The following is an 18,503-nucleotide window of genomic DNA, read 5'->3' on the forward strand; positions in this document are numbered from 1 at the left end:
TGTGAACTCACGCTGAAGTGCAGTTCCTGATATGTCGTTTTACTCCAATCGGTTCTGGATTTCCATCAGCTTGGTTTCGAAGATCTCGGCAGGGGTGTGATACCCGAGGCACTTGCGCGGTGTGGAATTGAGGCGGTGGCAAATCGACCTCAAATATCGATTTGTCAGCGCCGTCGGTTCGGTTGAGCGGGGGAGATACTTCCGCAGCCTGTTGTTCGTATTTTCGACGGTACCTTTCTGGTACGGCGCTTGCGGGTCGCAGAACCACGCATCCGCACCGATCCCGGCCTTGAGATGCTTCCAAGCCGAGAACTCCGTGCCGCGGTCGAAGGTAATCGACTGGCGCGCGTCGGCGGGCAGGGGAGCCAGGCCCTGGATCAGCGCCTCCATGATCGGTTTCGACTGGCGATCTTCATTGCGCATGACAACAGCATAGCGGCTGACGCGTTCCACCAGGGAGGTTACGTTCACCTTTCCATGCTCCTTGCGGAACATCATCAGATCGCACTCCCAGTGGCCGAACTCGGCGCGTTCTGAAATGCGCTCAGGCCTGTGTGACAGGCTTTGGTCGTCAAATATATGGGTCCTGTTGTGTCTGCGGTGGCCACGCGGTCTGCGGCGTCGGCGATGTTCGGGCAGGTAGCGATAGAACTGCTCGTCGCGACCGTCCTTGGAATAGGCGAAGCGATAGATCGTCTCGTGGCTCACACGGATCGGGTGCCGTTCCAGACGCATCCGGCCTGCAATCTGCTCGGGCGACCAGCCGGCCTTAAGCCGGTCGTCTTCGATAGCTTCCTTCAGTTCAGGGTGAACGATCATCTTGCGATGGACCGCGCGACGCGCCTCGTATTTGTCCTGAGCGACAAGCGCGTGATAGCCATCCAGCTCCGGCAGCTCGCCGTCTGTGTATCGGTTCCGTTTGATGTCCCGGTAGATCGTGGAAGGGTCGCGTCCCAATCTGTCTGCGATCTCTGATATCGGCATTTTGGCTTCAAGACACATTGCAAGCTTGCGTCGTTCGTCCAGCTTCAGGTGACAGTAGTGGCTTCCCATTCTTCATACTCCATGCAACTCTCTGTATTCGTACAGAATTTGCACTTCGTTTGTGAATCCACCAGTAGATCAATTTGTTGCAACCAAGTAGAAATGTCACCGGTTGCGCAAAGCAGAAGTGTCACCTCAAGCACCAACGGTAGCAAAGCCTGACAGGGCGGAGACCTCACATATCGCAGCCCTGGCTGGCTTTGCGGGGGCAGGGAAGCGAACATTGGTGTGTCGAGCAGCCAAGGTCTCAAGAGAGCCCTTCTTACTTCCCGTGAAATTCAATAGATCAGCCGATGCCTTTTGTGTTGGGCATGATAAAGATGCTTCTAACGTGGATTGAGGGGAAGTCTCTTGGCTGATGTAACGGTAGCAGATATTTGTGTAGGTAACCGCAATGCGATGACCTTGATAGGTGGTATGAATGTCATCGAGTCACGTGACTTGGCCTTTCGCGTTGCTGAAGCATTTGTGTCCGTTTCTCGAGAGTTGGACATCCCATATGTTTTCAAAGCTTCTTTTGACAAAGCAAATAGATCATCGTTCCACTCTTACAGGGGGCCGGGCCTAGACGAGGGGCTGAGGGTGCTGCAGGATGTCAAATCTGAGTTTGGTGTGCCTGTCATTACTGACGTGCATGAGGCCGCCCAAGCAGATCCGGTGGCTGAGGTTTGCGATGTGTTGCAAGTGCCGGCGTTTTTAGCTCGCCAAACTGACCTAATTGCAGCTGTTGCCGCCACGGGTGCAGCAATTAATGTGAAAAAACCTCAGTTCATGAGCCCATCACAAGTCAAAAACCTTGTTGAGAAACTTCGAGAATGCGGCAATCAGCGTATCATGCTCTGCGAACGTGGGTCGTGCTTCGGATACGATAATTTGGTCGTGGACATGCTCGGCATCAGAACAATGAGAGAGTGTAGCGATGATGCCCCAATCATATTTGATGTTACTCACGCGCTGCAAATGAGAGATGCAATGTCCAATGCTTCTGGCGGTCGACGCAACCAAGTCGCAGAGTTAGGTCGGTCGGGCTTGGCTGTAGGCATCGCAGGATTGTTCCTTGAAGCCCATCCTGATCCGGACAACGCAAAATGTGACGGCCCAAGCGCCCTACCATTGGATCGCCTCAAAGAGTTTTTGATACAGATGAAGGCGGTCGATGATTTGATAAAAGATATGCCTGATTTGGATTTGCATTGAGGATACCAAACTCAAACAACTGAACGTCAGCTATCGGTCGGCACACCTGCTGTTGCCGCACGTTCGGCCCGACGACGTTCATAGTATGCATCCAATTTAGATGGCGCCCCGGGCGAGCGGCGGCCTTTCTTTTTGTACCCATTTTTAGCGCTGATCGGTTTGACCTTGGGTTGTGGTGCAGACTTGTCTTGTTCCTCTTTGATATATGCGAGAACCGCGCCCAGTCGTTTGTTCTCCGTGACGGCAGCATGTGTGATCCGTCGTTCGGGATTGAGAATGGAGTGGGGCAGGGCAACGCCTTGGGCACGCACCTGAATCTGACCATCGGCCAGTTCGTAAACATCAACATATTTGCCGACCAAACCGCGTGTGAAATCGTTCACCTCCAGTTTGATGCGCTTGCGGTCGTATTTGAGCGTCAGATCCTTTGCGACATAGCGTTTGTCCCGAAGACAGAACACCTGTGCGAGACGATCTGGTTCGATGTTCAGTGCACGATGCAGGTTGTCCGGCCGGGCCGGAGCCTTTGCAAACCTGGCATTGTAGCGTTCAACGAAACCGGCGAGAAACGCGTTTCCGTCATCCATGTTAGAGACGCCAGCGATGCGCAGTTCCTTCACAAGCCGATCCTGAAGTGTCCGGTTTGCGCGTTCGACGCGGCCTTTAGCCTGGGAACTGTTTGCACACAGAATCTCGATGTTCAGCTCAGCCAGCGCACGCCCAAACTGGGTCATGCCGGTCATATGCTTGCTCGGCTTGGCAACCCGAAAGACGGAGTGTTTATCGCTGTAGAATGCGACTGGCCGACCATGTTTGAGGAGATAGCTTTCTAGTGCTTCGAAATAGCTGAACGTGCTCTCGGATTCCACGAACCGCAGTTCCATCAAGGTGCTGGTGGCGTCGTCGATGAAGACGAGAAGGGTGCATGGATCGGCACGATCTTCGAACCACCGATGATCTGATCCGTCGATCTGGATCAGTTCGCCAAAGCATTCCCGGCGCAGGCGCGGTTGGTGAAATGTCCGGCGTTGCTTGCGAGACAACCAGATGCCATCTTCCTGCATCCATTTGCGGACGGTCTCTCGGGACACTTTGAAACCGTGATGTTCGGCCAGCATCTCAGCCGCCAAGGTTGGCCCAAAATCTACGTAACTCTCTTTGATCAGGGCCAAGGCATAGGCACGCTTGGCATGATGGATGCGATTGTTCGGAGGTTTGCCACGCGCCTTGTGGCGGATCGCGGACGCGCCATCCTGGCGATATCGCTTCAACAGCCTGAAAACTTGACGGCGCGTCAGGTTTAACATGTTTGCCGCATTGTCGACCGACAGCCGACCATCATCAACCTGTGCCAATACTTCCACGCGGTTCAGCTCGCGCTCGCTCATAATCACCCATCCCATGCCCGATCTCTCTGCCTGTTATCGTTGCGGGCGAGAGTGACATTCCTGAATTGCAGATGGGTGACATTTTAGCTTTGCTGCTACATCAATTTTGGGCGCATAATCAGTAAATCGGTACGCATTTTTGCAAGAAAAACAGGGGCTTAAAAAGTCTTACGCCCCCATCCCCAAGGCAAGTTTACCAAAACAACCAAAGGATGGGGGCGCTATAACGCGGCCTGCGTACCTACTCTATATATTGCGTGCGATGACCTGACAACCCCTAGAGGCATGTCATGGAAAGAACAGGACGCGGACCCGCATTCACCCCAGAAGAAGACCTGCAAATCGTTTACCTTAAGGCAATTGGCCACTCATATCGGGACGTCGCTGATAGGTTTATGACAGGCCGGTCGCGCCGGTCGGTAAAGACGCGCGCCTCGCGGCTCGAACAGTCAGGGGAGGCGGCCAAGATACGCCAGACCCTGCGAAAAAGACTGAACACGACCGCAGACGCGTAACATGGCACGCGAAAAGCAAGGGCCGAAGCCCTATGGCTACAGCTATCAAAACGCTGTGATTGAAGCCGCTGAAATCATGGAGCTTAAGTTTGGCCCCCTGACCGTGCTGAAATGCCTTGTTAAGCATTGCAACTTCGACAGCGGCGAAGCGCGGCCCAGCAAGGACACGCTGGCCGCATTGGGCGGGCAAGGCGTGCGCACCGTCAAGCGCCACCTTAGGACGCTTGAAGATACGGGTATTATCGAGCCGTTGGCCTACGCGACAGGTGGTCACGGTCGGTCAACCGTCTACAAATTCGGCCTGCCCATGTGGTCCCGGCCCCGCTGGCGCGCTGGCCTCGCAAACTACAGTGCCAAAATGGCATGGTTACGCGATGAGCGGCAGACTTACGGTGCCAATTTGTCCACTTACCGTGCCATTTTGTCCACTTACGGTGCCAATTTGGCACCCCAACCAGATAGAACAGATAAAGAAATGAAGGCAGAGGAGAAGGCCCCCGCTAGTCGCGGGGCGGGGCCATCCGACGCCGATGGCGTCTGCCCCGAAAGCGGACGGCCAGACCGTCCATCCGCTTTTCGCGAGTGGGATGGGAAGGAGCCATACGGCCAATATCTGACTGAGTTGAAAGCTGCTGAAAGAGAGGCGCTTCGCGCCGCGGAGAATGAACAGGGAGTGAAAATCTGATGGCGTACACGAGACAGATAGCCCGGAAACATTTGATAGCGGATGGTCTGGAACTGGCGGCACAGACCTGCCTAGAGCGGGCGCGTGATCCAGAAACCAGCGCGGGCGCCAAAGCCAGATACCGGCAGCTATCCGATGACTATCAGCAAGAGGCTGAGCGGGTGAGGGCGGAATGAGCGGGCAAGGGGCATCGGTGCCAAATGTTGACGATTGTAAATGTCCGCGCCGATGTTGACGAAGGTAAACTTCGCGGCGAGCTGGCCCAGTAGGGCAAGAAGTTGACGAACGTAAACAAGGGCAAGAACCATGTACTACCTGTGGAAATACAAAGATGACAACACACTGGTCAGAACTCAACACAGACCAGTGTACGGCAAGGACTGGATTGTAAAGCCCAAAGGGTGGAGCTCCAGACAGGCGGCGCACGCATACGCCAAACGCCACGGGATTGACTGCATCGTCCTGAGAGAGCGTGAGGGCAAGCAGATCGACCTAGAGGATTACATAAAGAAGAAGGGGCGCTGAGGCCCCTTACTCATCATCAAAAATAAAAGCCTCGGAGCCATCTGATCAGAATCCAATATCTGATCAGAACCCAAAACAAGTAACCGCAAAGCGATACTGTCAGAACGACAAAGGCGAGAAAGAGAAGGGCGGGGGCATCAATCCACATAGCCAAAGCATCCTTACGCTTGATTCAATGATCAGAGAATTGAAGCAAAGAAGCCTTCAAAAAGAAAACTATCGTTCAATAGGTAAAAGCTATAAGGATCGGGGTAAGGTATTGTATTACCTACATTATTGACCCGCTACATCTGGTGTGTTGCTATATGAAAAGGGCGACGAATCGCTCCGTCGCCCAAATACCCAAGTGGAAGGTGTTGAAGCACCTTTCACAAAACCCGCTAGCAACGGGATATAGCGCTATGAGTGATCCATATCGGATAGCGTCTGTTCCGTCAATGCTGGCCAACGATGGAGAAAGACATGGATGCAGACTTGAATAAAGTCGTGCTACTGGCTGTCTGTCTCGCTGCGGCTTACGCAGTGGTCAAGACGCCAGCGCACCAGCTACCCACCATTGGGCGTCTTGCGGCCAAAGCACTGACGTAAAGAAACTCAGTGAGGTCATACAGAGGCGATCCGCAATTAGCGGGTCGCCTCTTTCCTTTTGCGGGATTCTCATATTGACGGTAATATGATACCCCATACGGGCGCGTAACCACATAGGAGGCACGCCCGTGCAAACCACCCAAAATCGAGCAGTCCGCGAAAAGATCACGACGCTACGTGGCGAGATCGCAGGCTTCACACCCGTGAAAGTCATGGCCAACCCAATGTCGATCCAGATGACCGCACTACGTACGTGCGATCTGCTGGCGGAATTGCTGGACCTGATCGACGCCCAAACCCCGTACGTGGACGAGGGGCAGGGCCATGACTGATCCATACCCCGATATCCAGCGCAACAAGACGGTCATCGCCAAGATCGACTGTCCCTGTTGTGGCCGCGTCAATCCGATCCGCATGAACAATGCCAACAAGCTCTTCTTCACCTGCAAATGGCCGACGGGCGACGATGGCACGGTATGCCTTGTGGAGCGGCGATACTCACACAAAGAGACTGCCGAGATGATGCGCAAATACAATCAAGACAAACTCAAGATGAAGAGGCCACAGGATGCCACCGAAGAAGACACAGGAACCGACACCGGAACACCAGCCAAGCGAGGCGGAGGCGTCTATGACTTCTACCAATGATGAAGGTCTGGCCGCACTGGAAAGCATGGCCATGCCGGATATCACACCGGGTGACGCGGACGCGGACGGCCCGCAGCAGGTTGACGACGACGGCAACCCGGTCTTTGAGCCTGAGAGCTTCGAGCCTGAGAAGCTGACCAAGGATGCGTTCTGGGCGGCGTTCAAGGCGGCGTTCCAGTTGGGATCGGTCATGTTCCCCGGCGGTCCATTGCCGCAGCTTGCCATTCAACCCCACGAGCAGGATCACGCCCGCGCGGCCTCTGATGCAACCTATGATCTTCTGGACGCCTATGCGCCGTTCTTTCTCGACAGCGGACGCGATCAGTTGATGCTGTTCATGACGGCCGGGTCATTCTTCTTTCTCAAAGCCAAGGTTGTGCAGATGGCGGTCTTGGAGCGTCGTGCGGAACGGATGGACACCGCCCAGGCATCGCGGCACGGACCGCGACCCCAGCCGCGCCGCCCTTCGCGAGCTGAGCCGGTTGGCGAGGTGTGGGAGATGGACCCAGAGGAGGTTCGGGCCGATGAGCAGGGCTAAAAACGCGGGCCGCATTGGCGTCTGGGGAGCGTCTGGCAGTGGCAAGACGACATACCTGCTTGACCGGCTGCATGGCCGGGGCAGGGTGGTTGTCATGGACGTGACCGGCGACATTGTTGCCGAGGGCTTCAAGCGCTGTGCAACCGTCGATGAGGTGCGCAAGGCGATGGTCGCCGACTGGCGCAAATTCCGCTTGGCATATTGCCCACAGCCGGGGCAGGAGGCGCGTTGCCTCAACCAGTTGGCCGGAATGCTGGCGACAGCACAGAAAGGCTACGAGGCGAGGCAGCATGACATGATGCTGACGCTTGCCGTTGATGAGATGGCAGACGCATTCCCCGCGGCTGGCGGGCCTACCAAGGCCCCCAATTTTGCCACGCTATGCAGTCAGGGTCGGCACAAGGGCGTTGAACTCTTCGGCTGTTCGCAGCGTATCGCGGAGGTGCATTCGCGCTTCCGGGGCAACTGTACCGAGGCAGTGGTCTTTACCAACATCGAACCGAATGACGTTGCACGTTCGGCAGCGACGTTGGGCCTCAAACCGGCGGACGTGGAAAGCCTCAAGCCGCTGCAATTCCTGCATCGCGTTCGTGCGGGGGAGGTCTCATCTGGGGGTGTGACACCCGGTCGCAGAAAAAAGCACAAAACCACGTACGTTACGTACGTGGGGAGACGCTGAGACAGGTTTCCGCATTTCCCGTTAACTGGCCGCACTGAGAGATCAGAGCGGCCATTTTTTTGTGAGGTGAGCGGATGAAAAAGCAGATTGCCAGCGCAGTTATCGCGGGCCTCATCCTGCTGGTCATCCGTGAGATCATCTTCAACCGGCCCGACGATCCGAAACCCGGAATGATGGTCTAGGAGGCCCTTCATGATCAAGAAACAAGATGTGCGGCTTGGCGTAACGGTCGGGGTGGCAATCCTCGCAACCGGCTACCTGATGGCCATGTTCGGCAACAACCCAATCGTCGCGCAATCGCGCATCGGCTACGGGGGCTAAGAATGGTTTATCGCCTTCAGAAACTCCCGACGCCGCAAGGTGTGGGCGCCAGCCAGACGGCCACCTGTCGGATTCCGCTCGGGCCGACCTACACGGCCCTGATGCTGGAAGTGAAATCCGGTCAAACCAACCAACCGGTGACAACCGTCAACCTCGACAATGGCATCGGTGAAATCCGCCTGATTGTGGATGGCGACACCAAAATGCGGGGCGATGCATCCTACTTCCGCAAGCGTGCGGCCTTCTATGGCATCCCGTGGGTGCAAGGGTGCCTGCCGCTGATGCTGACAAGCCCTTGGGCGCGCACGCGCGGCGGCGAGGACAGCACCGGCTACGGCACCGCAGGTGGCACCATGTCCAACTTCACGCTTGAGGTTGATTTCACGGCAACGCTGAACAATCCCAAGCTCGAAGTCTATTCGCGTCAGTCTGACCCGCGCCCCTTTGGCACCCATTTGCGCATCCAGCCCTATGCCGACAATTTCGGCTTTGTGGGTGAGCATGAGATGGCGGGCATCCCGGCCCTTGGGCCGCACCGCTTGCTGGCCCTTGATATCGACAATGCCAATATCGGCGAACTGGAGGTGCTGGCCAACAATGTGCGTCAGTACATCTCGACGCCGATTATCCGCGAACAGCAATTGCGCACCTCTGGGCGCACGCCGCAGGACGGGTTCACGCATATCGACTTCATTGGCGAACAGCGCATGGACGAGGCCCTGCCTCTGACGCTGACCGACTTCCGGGTGAAAGCCGATTTCACCACGGCACCGGACGCGTTCAAAATCTACGCGGCCACGATCCAAGACGACAACATCACCTGACGGCCAATAGGTGAGTGTCCCGGCGGCGGAGCCATGAGTGGTCCCGCCGCCCCCCAAATCCTTCAACAATGGAGCGCCAGACATGCGCAGCCCAACCGACTTTCAGTATTCCGGCAATGCCCCGTCCACAGACGGGCTTGTCCGCCTTGCACGCGGCTGGTTTGACGCCGCTGGCAAGCTGATCATCCCCGCCAAGGCCACAACCAGTCCGGGCAGCCCAACAACCCACCAGTACCGCCCGCCAAGCATCCGGCGCGTGCGCAGCCCCACCGATTTCCAGTACCGGGGCAACCGCGAGAACGTCCGGCCTGTGACGACCGTCACGACCGTGGAAACGGACGGGGCCAGCGGGTTGTTCAAGGATCTCCGCGATGCGGCCCGCAACAGCCTTCTGACGGGGCTTGACGACGCGCTCGACCGTGGTCGCGCCCGGCTCACAAACGGCTCTGGCGGCGGTGCTACCGCGCAGCCAGCGGACTACCCGACGGGTGAAGGCAGCGGCATCCCCGTGGGGCTGATCGTCGGCGCTGCTGTTGTTGGCGGCATCCTCTACCTGAAGTTCGGCTGATGGCGATTTCGGCTGATACACTTCTGGACGATCCCAACAGCGCTGCCGCCTTGGGCAGTGCGGCGACAGGCTTGCCGCCGTTCAGCCTTACGGCAGGACCGGCAACAGCGGAGGGTCGCAACCAAGGCACCAACACTGCAGCGACAGGCACGTTTTCATTCGGCGAGGCACCGACGGGGCTGGCCGCCGTCGCGCAAACCGCCGTGCCGTTTCTGATTATCGGGGGCGTCTTATGGTTCGCGATGCGCGGCTAAAGCGGTGCTGGACGCAACACGCGGGCCTTGTCCGCAAACTGAGAGGCCGCATGGCCTGCACGTACGTTATGGAGGCTTACCTTGGTGTTCAGATTTGGCAGCACTAGCAGAAGCAGCAACCTCACCGAGAACCGCAGCACGGTCGAAGACAACCGTATCGCCGCTGATGGCGAGGGGCGTGTCTACCGCCTTGATGAGGGCGACCTGACCATTACGGATGGCGGGGCCTTTGATCTGGTCGAAACCGCCTCGATCCGCGCCTTTGAGGCCGCAGAGGGAGTGGGGGACATCTCCCGCGATCTGACGCTGCGGTCGCTTGATCTGGCAGAGAACAGCCTTGCACGGGCCGATGCGGCATTCTCTGACGCTGCCGCCCGGTCAGGGTCGGAACAGGCGCAATTCTTCGAGCGGCTCGTCAAATACGCGGTCCCTGCAATCGCCATCATCTTTGTAGCCCGGAGTTACTTCAAATGAGCACAGCTTCTTACCGCAAACTGGCCTACGCCATCCGGCCCGGGGATATTCAGGACATCAATCGGCAGGGTGATTTCTTTCACGTGTTGAGCGCCGACGGCGATTTTTCGGTCGCTTGGGATGATGGGGGAGCGACCCCGTTTTTTGCCGGTCTCGAATACGAGGTGCGCGACGGGCGCAGCTTCAACAAGGTGCAGATCATCAACACAGGTCAGGCTGATCTCAATATCGAAGTGGGCATCGGGCGCGGCGGTATCCGTGACAGTCGCCTGACGACCTCCGGGTCGGTGGATGCGCGCGACAATGGCGGCGCATCCTTTGATGATGTGGTGTCCGGCCTTCAGACAGTGCGCACCGGGGTTAATGAAACGGTGTCTGGCGTTGATGCGCTGCGTCAAGAGCAGTGGCTCGACCTCAACAGCTATACGCGGGGCTTTTTTACCGCAAATACGACGATAGTAAATGAGTTCCAAAACACGAATGGCTTAGACGTTCTCTTTGCGCAGCTTTCATCGGGCAGCAACACCACAGCGCAGCTCGGGGTCGGCGGTCTTCCATTACTGCAGGCGAGCAATGGCGGTTCTGTCCTGATTGAGCGTTTGCACATCCACGAGGGTTTAAGAGTGAGATACGAACATGGCGGCGACGGCTGCGCACTGTGCATTGCCTACAGGAGGCTGTAATGGCGCGCTGGGTCAAAGCCATGGTCGCGGCGGGCATCGTTGGCACTGTCGGCTGGGCCGTCCGCGAGGTGCAGGCCCGTGAGGCGCAGGAGGGGCAGGGAGCAGAGAACAGCCTTGCACGGGCCGATGCGGCATTCTCTGACGCTGCCGCCCGGTCAGGGTCGGAACAGGCGCAATTCTTCGAGCGGCTCTTGAAATATGCCGTCCCTGCCATTGTCATCATCTTCACTGCCCGGAGTTACTTCAAATGAGCACCGCATCTTACCGCAAACTGGCCTACGCCATCCGGCCCGGGGATATTCAGGACATCAATCGGCAGGGTGATTTCTTTCACGTGTTGAGCGCCGACGGCGACTTTGCGGTCGCGTGGGATGATGGGTCCGCCACACCGTTTTTTGCCGGTCTCGAATACGAGGTGCGCGACGGGCGCAGCTTCAACAAGGTGCAGATCGTCAACACGGGCGGCGGTGTTCTCAATATCGAAGTGGGCATCGGGCGCGGCGGTATCCGTGATAGCCGCCTGACGACATCCGGGCCGCTAGATGCGCGCGACAATGGCGGTGCATCCTTTGGCGACGTGGTGAACGCCGCCGAAGAGGCGCAATGGCTCGACTTTAATGGTGTTTATCGGAAACACATTGATTTTGATTTTGATCCCAATCAGTCAATCATAGGGCCCAACGCCCATAATGGGGTCGAAATTCTCCATGCGCAGCTTTCATCGGGCAGCGCGACCACAGCAAAGTTCATACTGACTTATAGCCCCCCGGTGGTGGGTGGCATAGGGCTGCCAATAATCAGTGACCTTCCACTCCTGCAGGTGAGTAACGGCGCTTCTGCCAGTATTGAGCGGGTGCGGGTCCCATGGACAGTAGATTTGAAGTACGCGCATGGCGGCCCCGGCTGCGCGTTGTGCATCGCTTATAGGTTTCTGTGATGGCGCGCTGGGTCAAAGCCATGGTGGCGGCGGGCATCGTGGGCGCTGTTGGCTGGGCAGTGCGCGAGGTGCAGGCCCGTGAGGCGCAGGGACGTGTCACGCCCGCGTCCAGCGGCAACACTGGCGGGGTCCGGCCTCAAGATGCCTTGCGGCGCTTTGGCGACGTCTTCCTGCGCCCTGTTGGCGGCAATGCAGGTCAGCGCCCCACTCAGGGCCACGTACGTACGGCGCGCGGCAGCGGCAATGTTGAGCCGCTTCTGAGCCTGATCCGGAAACACGAGAGCAGGGGCGATTACGGTATCGTGTGGGGTGGGATCGCGCGCAAGGATCACCCGCCACGTACGTTGCCGACGATGACCATCGGCGCGGTGCTGGCATGGCAGGACAGCATCGACGCCAAGTACAATTCCGAAGCCGCCGGGGCGTACCAGATTTTGGAGGATACCCTGCGCGGCATCTACAGGCAGGCGGGCCTGACGCAAAAGGACCTCTTCAATAAAGCCAATCAGGACCGGCTTGCGATTGCGCTGCTGCGCCGCCGGGGCCTTGATCAGTATCGCAACGGCCAGATCACGGACGTGGTGTTCGCGCAGAACCTTTCCAAGGAATGGGCCTCACTGCCTGCGCAGACGCGGGACAAGCGCGGACGCAAGGCGACGGGACAAAGCTACTACGCGGGCGATGGTCTGAACAAATCGCTCGTCTCGAAATCGGCTGTCTTGGCCGCAGTAAGGAGAATCTGACATGCCACTTCCCGCACTTGGGTGGATTATCCTTGGCATCGGCGGCATTGCCGGGGCCGGATGGGTCGCACACGAAACCGGCGACGCCATGGACAGCGCCACGCGCCTGACCAAGGCCGCGACCGTCGCGGGGGGCCTCTACGTGTCCTACCAAGTCCTCAAGACGACTGGGGCCATCAAATGACCACTGTGGAACTGATGTTGGCCGTTCTCATGGGGGCAAACCTGCTTGGGGTAGGGGGGCTGTACTACCGTGTGGGCGCGGCCATTGCCACCATCGAGAACACGGGCAAGCGGGTAGACCGTCTGCATGACGACATGACGCGGCTGATGGGCCGGGTCACGGAACTGGAACGGCACCAGCGGGTGCGCTTAATCAAGGAGAACTAACATGTTATCATTCCCCATTCGTTTCCTGTTGTCGGATCGCGTAACTGCGTCCGTCTCGCGCCATGTTGGCGGTGCCGCAGGTGCTGCGGTGCTGGCGATGGGGCTGGCCAACGAGGTTGACGCCGCCGCCGTGGGTGGCGCGGTCGGCACGCTCGCCGCGTTCGGGCTGGCCGTCATCAAGGAATGGGTGCGCTAGGCCCACTTTGCAATTCACCGTTACCGGGCGTCCTGATCCCGCCATTCATCCCTGAGACGCCGCCCGGTGGCCTCGGAGACGCCAATCGCTTCGCTTGCGGCTTTGAGGGTCTTTCCGTTTGTAATCAGCGTCAGCAGCCTGAGGGTTTGTTCCCGGCGCCCGCGTTCGCGGCGCTGGCGGCGCAGCATTTGGGCGCGGATTGCAACGGGCAGGACCTGCTGACCTGTGGCGCGGGCGACAATTGTGGCTTGCGCGCGGATTTCGGCGGCGGGCAAGTTGATGAGCTGCATGGCGGCGGCATCCAGTGCGGCCAGATGTGGGGGCGGGGTCTGGGGCCGCTCTGGCGCGCTCATGGCATGGTCAAGCTGGTCGGCCAGTTTGCGGTGTTGGCGGGCTTGGTCTTCGAGGTCAGTTGCGATGCGCCGCAAATTGGCGCTGACGTCATTGAATCTGGGATCGGGCATAGAGAGGCGTGCCACTTAGGTGAACGACATTGAGCAGCCTTTAGCGTGGTGCCTCTCTCCAACGCCAACCAGACCTTGCAAGCCATGTACCAACATGACGGGCGGCTGCCAAGACCCTACAGATGGGGGGGGACGCTATATTTAGTGTTGAACGGGGCCGCACTATACGCTATCAGGGGTTTACCAAAACAACTAAAACAGGTCAAAACCCGTATAATCAGTATTATGTAAAAAAACTAAGTCGACTAATTGACTGCATAGTAATCCCGGTGCCAGTCAACATAGGACCTGGCTCCTTCGATAACGCTGGTTTTCGGTGTATAGCCGGTCAACTGCCTTAACAATGTTGTATCGGCCCAGGTTGCTGGTACGTCGCCGGGTTGTATTGGCAGCATTTGTTTTTCGGCCTTCCCTCCAGCGGCCTGTTCAATTGCGCCGATGAAATCGAGCAGTTTTACAGCCTCGCCATTGCCGATATTGACGACCCGCCACGGCGCCACTGGCGACAGGCTATCGCCCTCCGGCACCGTACCATCATCGGGTCGTTCGGGGATCGCATCCATCAGCAACCTTATTCCGCGCACCAGATCAACGACATAGGTGAAGTCGCGCTGCATGTCGCCGTGATTAAAGACCTTGATGGGTCGGCCGTCAAAAATCGCCGATGTAAACAGATATGGCGCCATATCCGGACGCCCCCATGGCCCGTAGACCGTAAAGAACCGAAACATTGTCACAGGACAGCCAAAGAGATGCGCATAGCTGTGTGACATCGCCTCGGTCGCTTTTTTTGTTGCCGCATAGTAGGACATCTGGCTGTCTACCTTGTCGGTTTCCCGGTATGGCATTGCGGTATTGGCACCATAGACGGAGCTGGTTGAGGCGATCAGCGTATGTCTGGGCGGAAAGGCCCGCGCGGCCTCAAGCAACTCAAATGTGCCCAGCAGATTGGCTTCGGTATAGGCCCGCGGATTGTCGATCGAGTATCTGACACCGGCCTGGGCGGCCAGATGGACCACGACATCGGGGCGATGCGCCTCGAACAGGCCCATCAGACGCCCCTGCTCTTCTACATTCGCTTTGACGGATAAGTAATTGCTGTTTCGAAGTAAATCAGCTTCGCGCGCATCCTTCAGCCGCGGATCGTAATAATCGTTGTGGTTGTCCAGCCCCACGACCGATAAGCCTTCGTCCAGCAGAAGCCTGGACAGATGAAACCCGATAAACCCCGCGGCACCGGTGACCAGCACTGTCCGTCGCGCCATCAATCCACCTCGAACAGATCGCGGGTGTAGACCTTGTGCGCCACATCGCGCACATCATCGGCCAGCCGATTGGCCAAGATCAGATCAGCCTCTTGCTTGAAAGCGTCAAGATCGCGCACCACGCGGCTATGGAAGAAATGATCATCCTTCAGGACCGGTTCATAGACGATGCATTCAATCCCCTTGGCCTTGATCCGTTTCATGATCCCCTGGATGGAACTGTCGCGAAAATTACTTGAGCCGGCCTTCATGACCAGCCGGTAAACCCCCACCACACTGGGTTTTTTCGCAATGATCTGGTCCGAAATAAAATCCTTGCGGGTCCGGTTCGATTGCACAATTGCGGCAATCAAGCTTTGCGGCACTTGATCATAATTGGCCAGTAACTGCTTGGTATCCTTGGGCAAACAATATCCGCCATAGCCAAAGGACGGGTTGTTGTAGTGCCCACCAACACGCGGGTCGAGGCTGACCCCCTCAATCACCTCGCGCGTATTCAGGCCATGGGCAATGGCATAGCTATCAAGTTCGTTGAAATACGCCACGCGCATCGCTAGAAAAGTATTTGAAAACAGCTTAATAGCTTCCGCCTCTGTCGGGCTGGTGAATAGAACCGGCATGTCGGTTTTGATCGCCCCCTCTACCAGAAGGTCGGCGAAACGCCTTGCCGCATCACTGTGATCGCCCACCACGATCCGTGATGGATAAAGATTGTCATAAAGCGCCCTGCCCTCGCGCAGGAATTCCGGTGAAAAAATGATGTTGTTATAATCGGTTGCGGCACGCATTTCAGCGACAAACCCGACCGGCACCGTCGATTTGATAATGATGACGGCCCGTGGCGCAATATTGCGCACCTGTTGTATAACCTCTTCCACGCTGGATGTGTCGAACCGATTGGTCTTGGTGTCATAGTTGGTGGGCGTGGCAACGATCACGAAGTCGGCCTGATCATAAGCGGTCTGCGGGTCAGTTGTGGCTGTCAGATCAAGTGTCTTTTCGGCCAGAAAATCAGAGATATCGTCATCTTCGATGCAGGACTGACCATTCCTAACCAGAGCAACCCGGTCTGCGTCGATGTCGATGGCCACGACAGGGTGATTCTGGGCAAGCAACACGGCGTTGGACAAACCGACATACCCAAGACCTGCGACCGAAATCTTCATCCGTTTCCTCACTCGATAGACTTTGATGTGACTAGCGCGGCGCCCGCTTGTTCACAAACCATTTATCGCCCCCTGCTCGCCTTTACTCAATCATAGCTGACAACGCGCCAATGCGTCGTCGGGGCTTTTGCCGGATCAATGCCATGTAGAGCCAATTGATGGCCGATATAGCTTCGCGGCGGGCAAAGACCGTCATAACGTTTTCCCGCGTAACGCTTAATCGGTGCCCACATATGAATAGTATAAGAGTTTTCAGTAAGAAAGCGTTCCACCTTCATGGGGCGCTTGAACAGACTGATACGTTCTTTGAAATGCACTGGATAGAAGAACTCCGGAGGTTTGGCATGTTTCGCCTCACCAGTAGAGCGGGCTAGGTTTGTGATACCCAACGGACCCCAGATGCCCCAGGGCATTTCTGACACATGCACCGGGTCACCGCCTGCGCGACGCTCTGCCATCTGCCGTTTCCAGGCCGGGCTGAGCCAAGTGGGTTCGGGATACTCATCCTCCATGAAGCTTAGCATTTCGGACAGCAACGGCGACTCCGGAGCAAGGCGCAAGACTGCGCCGTTCAGTCGCCCGCGGTCTCTTTCCATGGATTCGTAGCCGAATAGATTTGGCTCATCTATGTCCAAGGGACGCAGGCAATAAACATCGGTGTCGACGTAGATGATCCCGGGGGTCTTCTGGATCATGTGAAACCGGAAAAGATCCGAAAAAAGCGCAACACTTTCGGTGCGTGCGTGTTTGACAAAATCGCCAGTATCCACAATCTCGCGCCCGTCGCGGATTATAACGCCGTCCGGCACACCCTTGACCTCGTTATAGGTGAACAGTGTTGTCTCATGCCCATGCGCGACGAACGACTTCAGACAAAGCTGTTCCAGCCACGTCAGAGATCCACCAATCCAAAGTGCGCCAACAGGCGGTAGTTTACTCATCTTGTCCTCAGCACGGCCCATGATTTGTTATCTGATATGTCCTGCCCAAGTTCGCTGTTTTTGTGGCGCTGCAAAGGCAATAACGTTGATCGGGTCTGATCAAGAGTTAACGTTTATGGATGACGGCGACCTGATCCCGCCTGTGTTTCTGATAGCGCACCTGAAATACGAAACAGCCTGAGATATCGTCGCGCAAAGCGTTGAACTCTTCTGCCGTGTTCGGATCGGAATGCTCGAACTGGCGGGTATTGACGTATGACTGGAACAGCGCGGCCGTCTTAGTCAAACCTCTGATCTCATATGCTGGCGGCTGCCATCTGAGGTCTTCAATGATGTACATTCCCCCCGACTTGAGCTTTGGAAATAAGGTCAGAAAGGCATTTTGCTGGTGATGCGAAGCATGGGACGCATCATCCAGAATGATGTCAAAGGCTGGCGCGTCACCCACCGCATCAACGATGTTCTGACGTTTATCCATGTCACATCTGATGAACTGAAACCGATCATGTTCGAACCACGAAAAATCCGACACATCCAACCCGACGATCTGCGCCTTTTTGAAGTAGTCCAACCACATCCGGATCGACGGCAGATCCTTGGTCTCGCGGTCCGCATCAATGCCATGTTCGGGGCCGCCAATCAGCAGACCCATCTCCATGAACGTGATTTTACGGTTCACAAAAGGTTGGAACAGCATGTGATACAGCTCGGTATAGCGGTGCTTTTTTGAGCCTTTGTCCGACCCGTAGCGGTCTGCAAGATCCGTCAGATTCATCAACGCATAACCCCGTGTTTGGCGACACTACGCATCGCCCGGTGGCCATGTTTTCTACCCAGCCTCATTCGGTTCTCACTTTCGACCAACACATCGTTCCAACCACATATGCGATAACTACCATCCGGACCAGCCCAACTGGCCGCCGCGCTTTGGTCTATCTACACTCCGCAGCTTACAACGTGACGATTGATCAATAGTCAAAAAGTAATGCATTTCCTGCACTATATCTGTTGCAGGCGATGTAGTATTGGCAAGGGCTCAGATGTAGGCGGTGTCAGGTCAGAAAAGCGAGGCCGGATGATACTTTTGCCTGCATGATATCAAAGGTTTGGAACAAGTCGTATCGGTCCGTAGATGAAAACCAAAAACACAACAAATGACGATGCCGCCGAGACGGATACCCCGGATGATGTTGCGGGCGACGCTGCGGCGACGATCCAGCAACCGCTCTGGTTTGCAGACCTTGCCCCCGGTGGCGACGGGCAGGGTTTTCTGGAAAAGACAGCCCGCCATTCGCTGATGTTCGTCAAACGGTTGCGACCGGTACTGCTGGTGACTTTCGACAACCTGTCGAACATCAACGATAAAAGCCCGGGCCGTGTGCCATGGGCCTTCAAATTCGCCGCTGACCAGCAGGTGTCGCATCTGGGCGTCATGGCCAATGGCCCGTTCTGGTTTCGCGATGCTGACCT

28 protein-coding genes are annotated in these 18,503 nt (G+C 56.8%); 21 read left to right on the forward strand and 7 right to left on the reverse strand.

Annotation, left to right across the window (positions count from 1 at the left end; all coding sequences use genetic code 11):
- Window positions 1-39 precede the first annotated feature (39 nt).
- Window positions 40-1,053: an IS30 family transposase gene (locus ACFWW2_RS12225; RefSeq protein WP_393928357.1), complete on the reverse strand. Its 1,014-nt coding sequence runs from the start codon at window positions 1,051-1,053 to the stop codon at window positions 40-42.
- A gap of 342 nt (window positions 1,054-1,395) precedes the next feature.
- On the opposite strand from ACFWW2_RS12225, the gene kdsA reads away from it, so the two are divergent.
- Window positions 1,396-2,241: a 3-deoxy-8-phosphooctulonate synthase gene (gene kdsA, locus ACFWW2_RS12230; RefSeq protein ID WP_393928358.1), complete on the forward strand. Its 846-nt coding sequence runs from the start codon at window positions 1,396-1,398 to the stop codon at window positions 2,239-2,241.
- A 26-nt stretch (window positions 2,242-2,267) separates the two neighbouring features.
- On the opposite strand, the gene ACFWW2_RS12235 is transcribed toward kdsA, so the two are convergent.
- On the reverse strand, window positions 2,268-3,644 hold the full coding sequence (locus tag ACFWW2_RS12235; protein ID WP_393928359.1) for an ISNCY family transposase: 1,377 nt from the start codon (window positions 3,642-3,644) through the stop codon (window positions 2,268-2,270).
- Between the two features lie 501 nt (window positions 3,645-4,145).
- Between ACFWW2_RS12235 and ACFWW2_RS12240 the strand changes: the two genes are divergently transcribed.
- From ACFWW2_RS12240 to ACFWW2_RS12335, 20 genes are all read left to right on the forward strand, one after another.
- Entirely contained in the window at window positions 4,146-4,829 is a 684-nt protein-coding gene (locus ACFWW2_RS12240; protein WP_393928360.1) for a hypothetical protein, read from the forward strand.
- Entirely contained in the window at window positions 4,829-5,005 is a 177-nt protein-coding gene (locus ACFWW2_RS12245; protein ID WP_393928361.1) for a hypothetical protein, read from the forward strand. The genes ACFWW2_RS12240 and ACFWW2_RS12245 overlap by 1 nt, the downstream gene beginning before the upstream one ends.
- A gap of 130 nt (window positions 5,006-5,135) precedes the next feature.
- Window positions 5,136-5,354, forward strand: a complete 219-nt coding sequence (locus tag ACFWW2_RS12250) for a hypothetical protein (protein ID WP_393928362.1) — start codon at window positions 5,136-5,138, stop codon at window positions 5,352-5,354.
- Window positions 5,355-5,816: 462 nt separating this feature from the next.
- On the forward strand, window positions 5,817-5,942 hold the full coding sequence (locus ACFWW2_RS12255; protein WP_393928363.1) for a hypothetical protein: 126 nt from the start codon (window positions 5,817-5,819) through the stop codon (window positions 5,940-5,942).
- Between the two features lie 128 nt (window positions 5,943-6,070).
- Complete coding sequence (locus tag ACFWW2_RS12260) at window positions 6,071-6,274, forward strand: hypothetical protein (protein WP_393928364.1); 204 nt, start codon at window positions 6,071-6,073, stop codon at window positions 6,272-6,274.
- Window positions 6,267-6,590: a hypothetical protein gene (locus tag ACFWW2_RS12265; protein ID WP_393928365.1), complete on the forward strand. Its 324-nt coding sequence runs from the start codon at window positions 6,267-6,269 to the stop codon at window positions 6,588-6,590. Before ACFWW2_RS12260 ends, ACFWW2_RS12265 begins: the two co-directional genes overlap by 8 nt.
- The gene (locus tag ACFWW2_RS12270) at window positions 6,574-7,128 is read left to right on the forward strand and encodes a hypothetical protein (protein WP_393928366.1); all 555 of its coding nucleotides are present in this window, start codon (window positions 6,574-6,576) and stop codon (window positions 7,126-7,128) included. The genes ACFWW2_RS12265 and ACFWW2_RS12270 overlap by 17 nt, the downstream gene beginning before the upstream one ends.
- Window positions 7,115-7,807, forward strand: a complete 693-nt coding sequence (locus ACFWW2_RS12275; RefSeq protein WP_393928367.1) for a hypothetical protein — start codon at window positions 7,115-7,117, stop codon at window positions 7,805-7,807. The genes ACFWW2_RS12270 and ACFWW2_RS12275 overlap by 14 nt, the downstream gene beginning before the upstream one ends.
- 192 nt (window positions 7,808-7,999) lie before the next feature.
- Window positions 8,000-8,128 carry a hypothetical protein gene (locus ACFWW2_RS12280; protein ID WP_393928368.1) on the forward strand — a complete coding sequence of 43 codons (129 nt, stop codon included), beginning with the start codon at window positions 8,000-8,002 and terminating at the stop codon, window positions 8,126-8,128.
- Window positions 8,129-8,130: 2 nt separating this feature from the next.
- The gene (locus ACFWW2_RS12285) at window positions 8,131-8,952 is read left to right on the forward strand and encodes a major capsid protein P2 (RefSeq protein WP_393928369.1); all 822 of its coding nucleotides are present in this window, start codon (window positions 8,131-8,133) and stop codon (window positions 8,950-8,952) included.
- Between the two features lie 82 nt (window positions 8,953-9,034).
- Window positions 9,035-9,520 (forward strand): hypothetical protein, encoded by a 486-nt coding sequence (locus ACFWW2_RS12290; RefSeq protein ID WP_393928370.1) that lies wholly within the window; start codon window positions 9,035-9,037, stop codon window positions 9,518-9,520.
- Window positions 9,520-9,774, forward strand: coding sequence for a hypothetical protein (locus tag ACFWW2_RS12295; protein ID WP_393928371.1), 255 nt, complete (start codon window positions 9,520-9,522; stop codon window positions 9,772-9,774). Before ACFWW2_RS12290 ends, ACFWW2_RS12295 begins: the two co-directional genes overlap by 1 nt.
- An 81-nt stretch (window positions 9,775-9,855) precedes the next feature.
- A complete protein-coding gene (locus ACFWW2_RS12300) occupies window positions 9,856-10,248 on the forward strand; it encodes a hypothetical protein (protein WP_393928373.1) in 393 nt (130 codons plus the stop codon).
- Window positions 10,245-10,931, forward strand: coding sequence for a hypothetical protein (locus tag ACFWW2_RS12305; RefSeq protein WP_393928374.1), 687 nt, complete (start codon window positions 10,245-10,247; stop codon window positions 10,929-10,931). Before ACFWW2_RS12300 ends, ACFWW2_RS12305 begins: the two co-directional genes overlap by 4 nt.
- Window positions 10,931-11,182: a hypothetical protein gene (locus ACFWW2_RS12310; protein ID WP_393928375.1), complete on the forward strand. Its 252-nt coding sequence runs from the start codon at window positions 10,931-10,933 to the stop codon at window positions 11,180-11,182. The genes ACFWW2_RS12305 and ACFWW2_RS12310 overlap by 1 nt, the downstream gene beginning before the upstream one ends.
- Window positions 11,179-11,868: a hypothetical protein gene (locus ACFWW2_RS12315; protein ID WP_393928376.1), complete on the forward strand. Its 690-nt coding sequence runs from the start codon at window positions 11,179-11,181 to the stop codon at window positions 11,866-11,868. The genes ACFWW2_RS12310 and ACFWW2_RS12315 overlap by 4 nt, the downstream gene beginning before the upstream one ends.
- Window positions 11,868-12,611 (forward strand): hypothetical protein, encoded by a 744-nt coding sequence (locus tag ACFWW2_RS12320; protein ID WP_393928377.1) that lies wholly within the window; start codon window positions 11,868-11,870, stop codon window positions 12,609-12,611. The genes ACFWW2_RS12315 and ACFWW2_RS12320 overlap by 1 nt, the downstream gene beginning before the upstream one ends.
- A 1-nt stretch (window position 12,612) precedes the next feature.
- Window positions 12,613-12,795 carry a hypothetical protein gene (locus ACFWW2_RS12325; protein WP_393928378.1) on the forward strand — a complete coding sequence of 61 codons (183 nt, stop codon included), beginning with the start codon at window positions 12,613-12,615 and terminating at the stop codon, window positions 12,793-12,795.
- The gene (locus ACFWW2_RS12330; RefSeq protein ID WP_393928379.1) at window positions 12,792-13,001 is read left to right on the forward strand and encodes a hypothetical protein; all 210 of its coding nucleotides are present in this window, start codon (window positions 12,792-12,794) and stop codon (window positions 12,999-13,001) included. Before ACFWW2_RS12325 ends, ACFWW2_RS12330 begins: the two co-directional genes overlap by 4 nt.
- 1 nt (window position 13,002) lies before the next feature.
- Window positions 13,003-13,197 carry a hypothetical protein gene (locus tag ACFWW2_RS12335; protein WP_393928380.1) on the forward strand — a complete coding sequence of 65 codons (195 nt, stop codon included), beginning with the start codon at window positions 13,003-13,005 and terminating at the stop codon, window positions 13,195-13,197.
- Between the two features lie 20 nt (window positions 13,198-13,217).
- On the opposite strand, the gene ACFWW2_RS12340 is transcribed toward ACFWW2_RS12335, so the two are convergent.
- The 5 genes from ACFWW2_RS12340 to ACFWW2_RS12360 form a co-directional block, all read right to left on the reverse strand.
- Complete coding sequence (locus tag ACFWW2_RS12340) at window positions 13,218-13,661, reverse strand: hypothetical protein (RefSeq protein WP_393928381.1); 444 nt, start codon at window positions 13,659-13,661, stop codon at window positions 13,218-13,220.
- A 245-nt stretch (window positions 13,662-13,906) separates the two neighbouring features.
- On the reverse strand, window positions 13,907-14,926 hold the full coding sequence (locus tag ACFWW2_RS12345; RefSeq protein WP_393928382.1) for an SDR family NAD(P)-dependent oxidoreductase: 1,020 nt from the start codon (window positions 14,924-14,926) through the stop codon (window positions 13,907-13,909).
- The gene (locus ACFWW2_RS12350) at window positions 14,926-16,092 is read right to left on the reverse strand and encodes a nucleotide sugar dehydrogenase (RefSeq protein ID WP_393928383.1); all 1,167 of its coding nucleotides are present in this window, start codon (window positions 16,090-16,092) and stop codon (window positions 14,926-14,928) included. The genes ACFWW2_RS12345 and ACFWW2_RS12350 overlap by 1 nt, the downstream gene beginning before the upstream one ends.
- A gap of 86 nt (window positions 16,093-16,178) precedes the next feature.
- A complete protein-coding gene (locus tag ACFWW2_RS12355) occupies window positions 16,179-17,033 on the reverse strand; it encodes a hypothetical protein (protein WP_393928384.1) in 855 nt (284 codons plus the stop codon).
- Window positions 17,034-17,139: 106 nt separating this feature from the next.
- A complete protein-coding gene (locus tag ACFWW2_RS12360) occupies window positions 17,140-17,808 on the reverse strand; it encodes a hypothetical protein (protein ID WP_393928385.1) in 669 nt (222 codons plus the stop codon).
- Window positions 17,809-18,503 lie beyond the last annotated feature (695 nt).

The organism is Yoonia sp. R2-816, from assembly GCF_046762905.1.
In the GTDB taxonomy this organism is placed as follows: Bacteria; Pseudomonadota; Alphaproteobacteria; order Rhodobacterales; family Rhodobacteraceae; genus Yoonia.

Bases quoted from the DNA above. Each gene is read 5' to 3' on its own strand.
- ACFWW2_RS12295 (WP_393928371.1), top strand. From the start codon at position 9,520: ATGGCGATTTCGGCTGATACACTTCTGGACGATCCCAACAGCGCTGCC.
- ACFWW2_RS12350 (WP_393928383.1), bottom strand. From the start codon at position 16,092: ATGAAGATTTCGGTCGCAGGTCTTGGGTATGTCGGTTTGTCCAACGCC.
- ACFWW2_RS12265 (WP_393928365.1), top strand. From the start codon at position 6,267: ATGACTGATCCATACCCCGATATCCAGCGCAACAAGACGGTCATCGCC.
- ACFWW2_RS12285 (WP_393928369.1), top strand. From the start codon at position 8,131: ATGGTTTATCGCCTTCAGAAACTCCCGACGCCGCAAGGTGTGGGCGCC.
- ACFWW2_RS12310 (WP_393928375.1), top strand. From the start codon at position 10,931: ATGGCGCGCTGGGTCAAAGCCATGGTCGCGGCGGGCATCGTTGGCACT.
- ACFWW2_RS12235 (WP_393928359.1), bottom strand. From the start codon at position 3,644: ATGGGATGGGTGATTATGAGCGAGCGCGAGCTGAACCGCGTGGAAGTA.
- ACFWW2_RS12335 (WP_393928380.1), top strand. From the start codon at position 13,003: ATGTTATCATTCCCCATTCGTTTCCTGTTGTCGGATCGCGTAACTGCG.
- ACFWW2_RS12270 (WP_393928366.1), top strand. From the start codon at position 6,574: ATGACTTCTACCAATGATGAAGGTCTGGCCGCACTGGAAAGCATGGCC.
- ACFWW2_RS12345 (WP_393928382.1), bottom strand. From the start codon at position 14,926: ATGGCGCGACGGACAGTGCTGGTCACCGGTGCCGCGGGGTTTATCGGG.
- ACFWW2_RS12320 (WP_393928377.1), top strand. From the start codon at position 11,868: ATGGCGCGCTGGGTCAAAGCCATGGTGGCGGCGGGCATCGTGGGCGCT.
- ACFWW2_RS12280 (WP_393928368.1), top strand. From the start codon at position 8,000: ATGATCAAGAAACAAGATGTGCGGCTTGGCGTAACGGTCGGGGTGGCA.
- ACFWW2_RS12340 (WP_393928381.1), bottom strand. From the start codon at position 13,661: ATGCCCGATCCCAGATTCAATGACGTCAGCGCCAATTTGCGGCGCATC.
- ACFWW2_RS12360 (WP_393928385.1), bottom strand. From the start codon at position 17,808: ATGAATCTGACGGATCTTGCAGACCGCTACGGGTCGGACAAAGGCTCA.
- ACFWW2_RS12290 (WP_393928370.1), top strand. From the start codon at position 9,035: ATGCGCAGCCCAACCGACTTTCAGTATTCCGGCAATGCCCCGTCCACA.
- ACFWW2_RS12325 (WP_393928378.1), top strand. From the start codon at position 12,613: ATGCCACTTCCCGCACTTGGGTGGATTATCCTTGGCATCGGCGGCATT.
- ACFWW2_RS12315 (WP_393928376.1), top strand. From the start codon at position 11,179: ATGAGCACCGCATCTTACCGCAAACTGGCCTACGCCATCCGGCCCGGG.
- ACFWW2_RS12355 (WP_393928384.1), bottom strand. From the start codon at position 17,033: ATGAGTAAACTACCGCCTGTTGGCGCACTTTGGATTGGTGGATCTCTG.
- ACFWW2_RS12305 (WP_393928374.1), top strand. From the start codon at position 10,245: ATGAGCACAGCTTCTTACCGCAAACTGGCCTACGCCATCCGGCCCGGG.
- ACFWW2_RS12250 (WP_393928362.1), top strand. From the start codon at position 5,136: ATGTACTACCTGTGGAAATACAAAGATGACAACACACTGGTCAGAACT.
- ACFWW2_RS12255 (WP_393928363.1), top strand. From the start codon at position 5,817: ATGGATGCAGACTTGAATAAAGTCGTGCTACTGGCTGTCTGTCTCGCT.
- ACFWW2_RS12240 (WP_393928360.1), top strand. From the start codon at position 4,146: ATGGCACGCGAAAAGCAAGGGCCGAAGCCCTATGGCTACAGCTATCAA.
- ACFWW2_RS12330 (WP_393928379.1), top strand. From the start codon at position 12,792: ATGACCACTGTGGAACTGATGTTGGCCGTTCTCATGGGGGCAAACCTG.
- ACFWW2_RS12275 (WP_393928367.1), top strand. From the start codon at position 7,115: ATGAGCAGGGCTAAAAACGCGGGCCGCATTGGCGTCTGGGGAGCGTCT.
- ACFWW2_RS12225 (WP_393928357.1), bottom strand. From the start codon at position 1,053: ATGGGAAGCCACTACTGTCACCTGAAGCTGGACGAACGACGCAAGCTT.
- ACFWW2_RS12245 (WP_393928361.1), top strand. From the start codon at position 4,829: ATGGCGTACACGAGACAGATAGCCCGGAAACATTTGATAGCGGATGGT.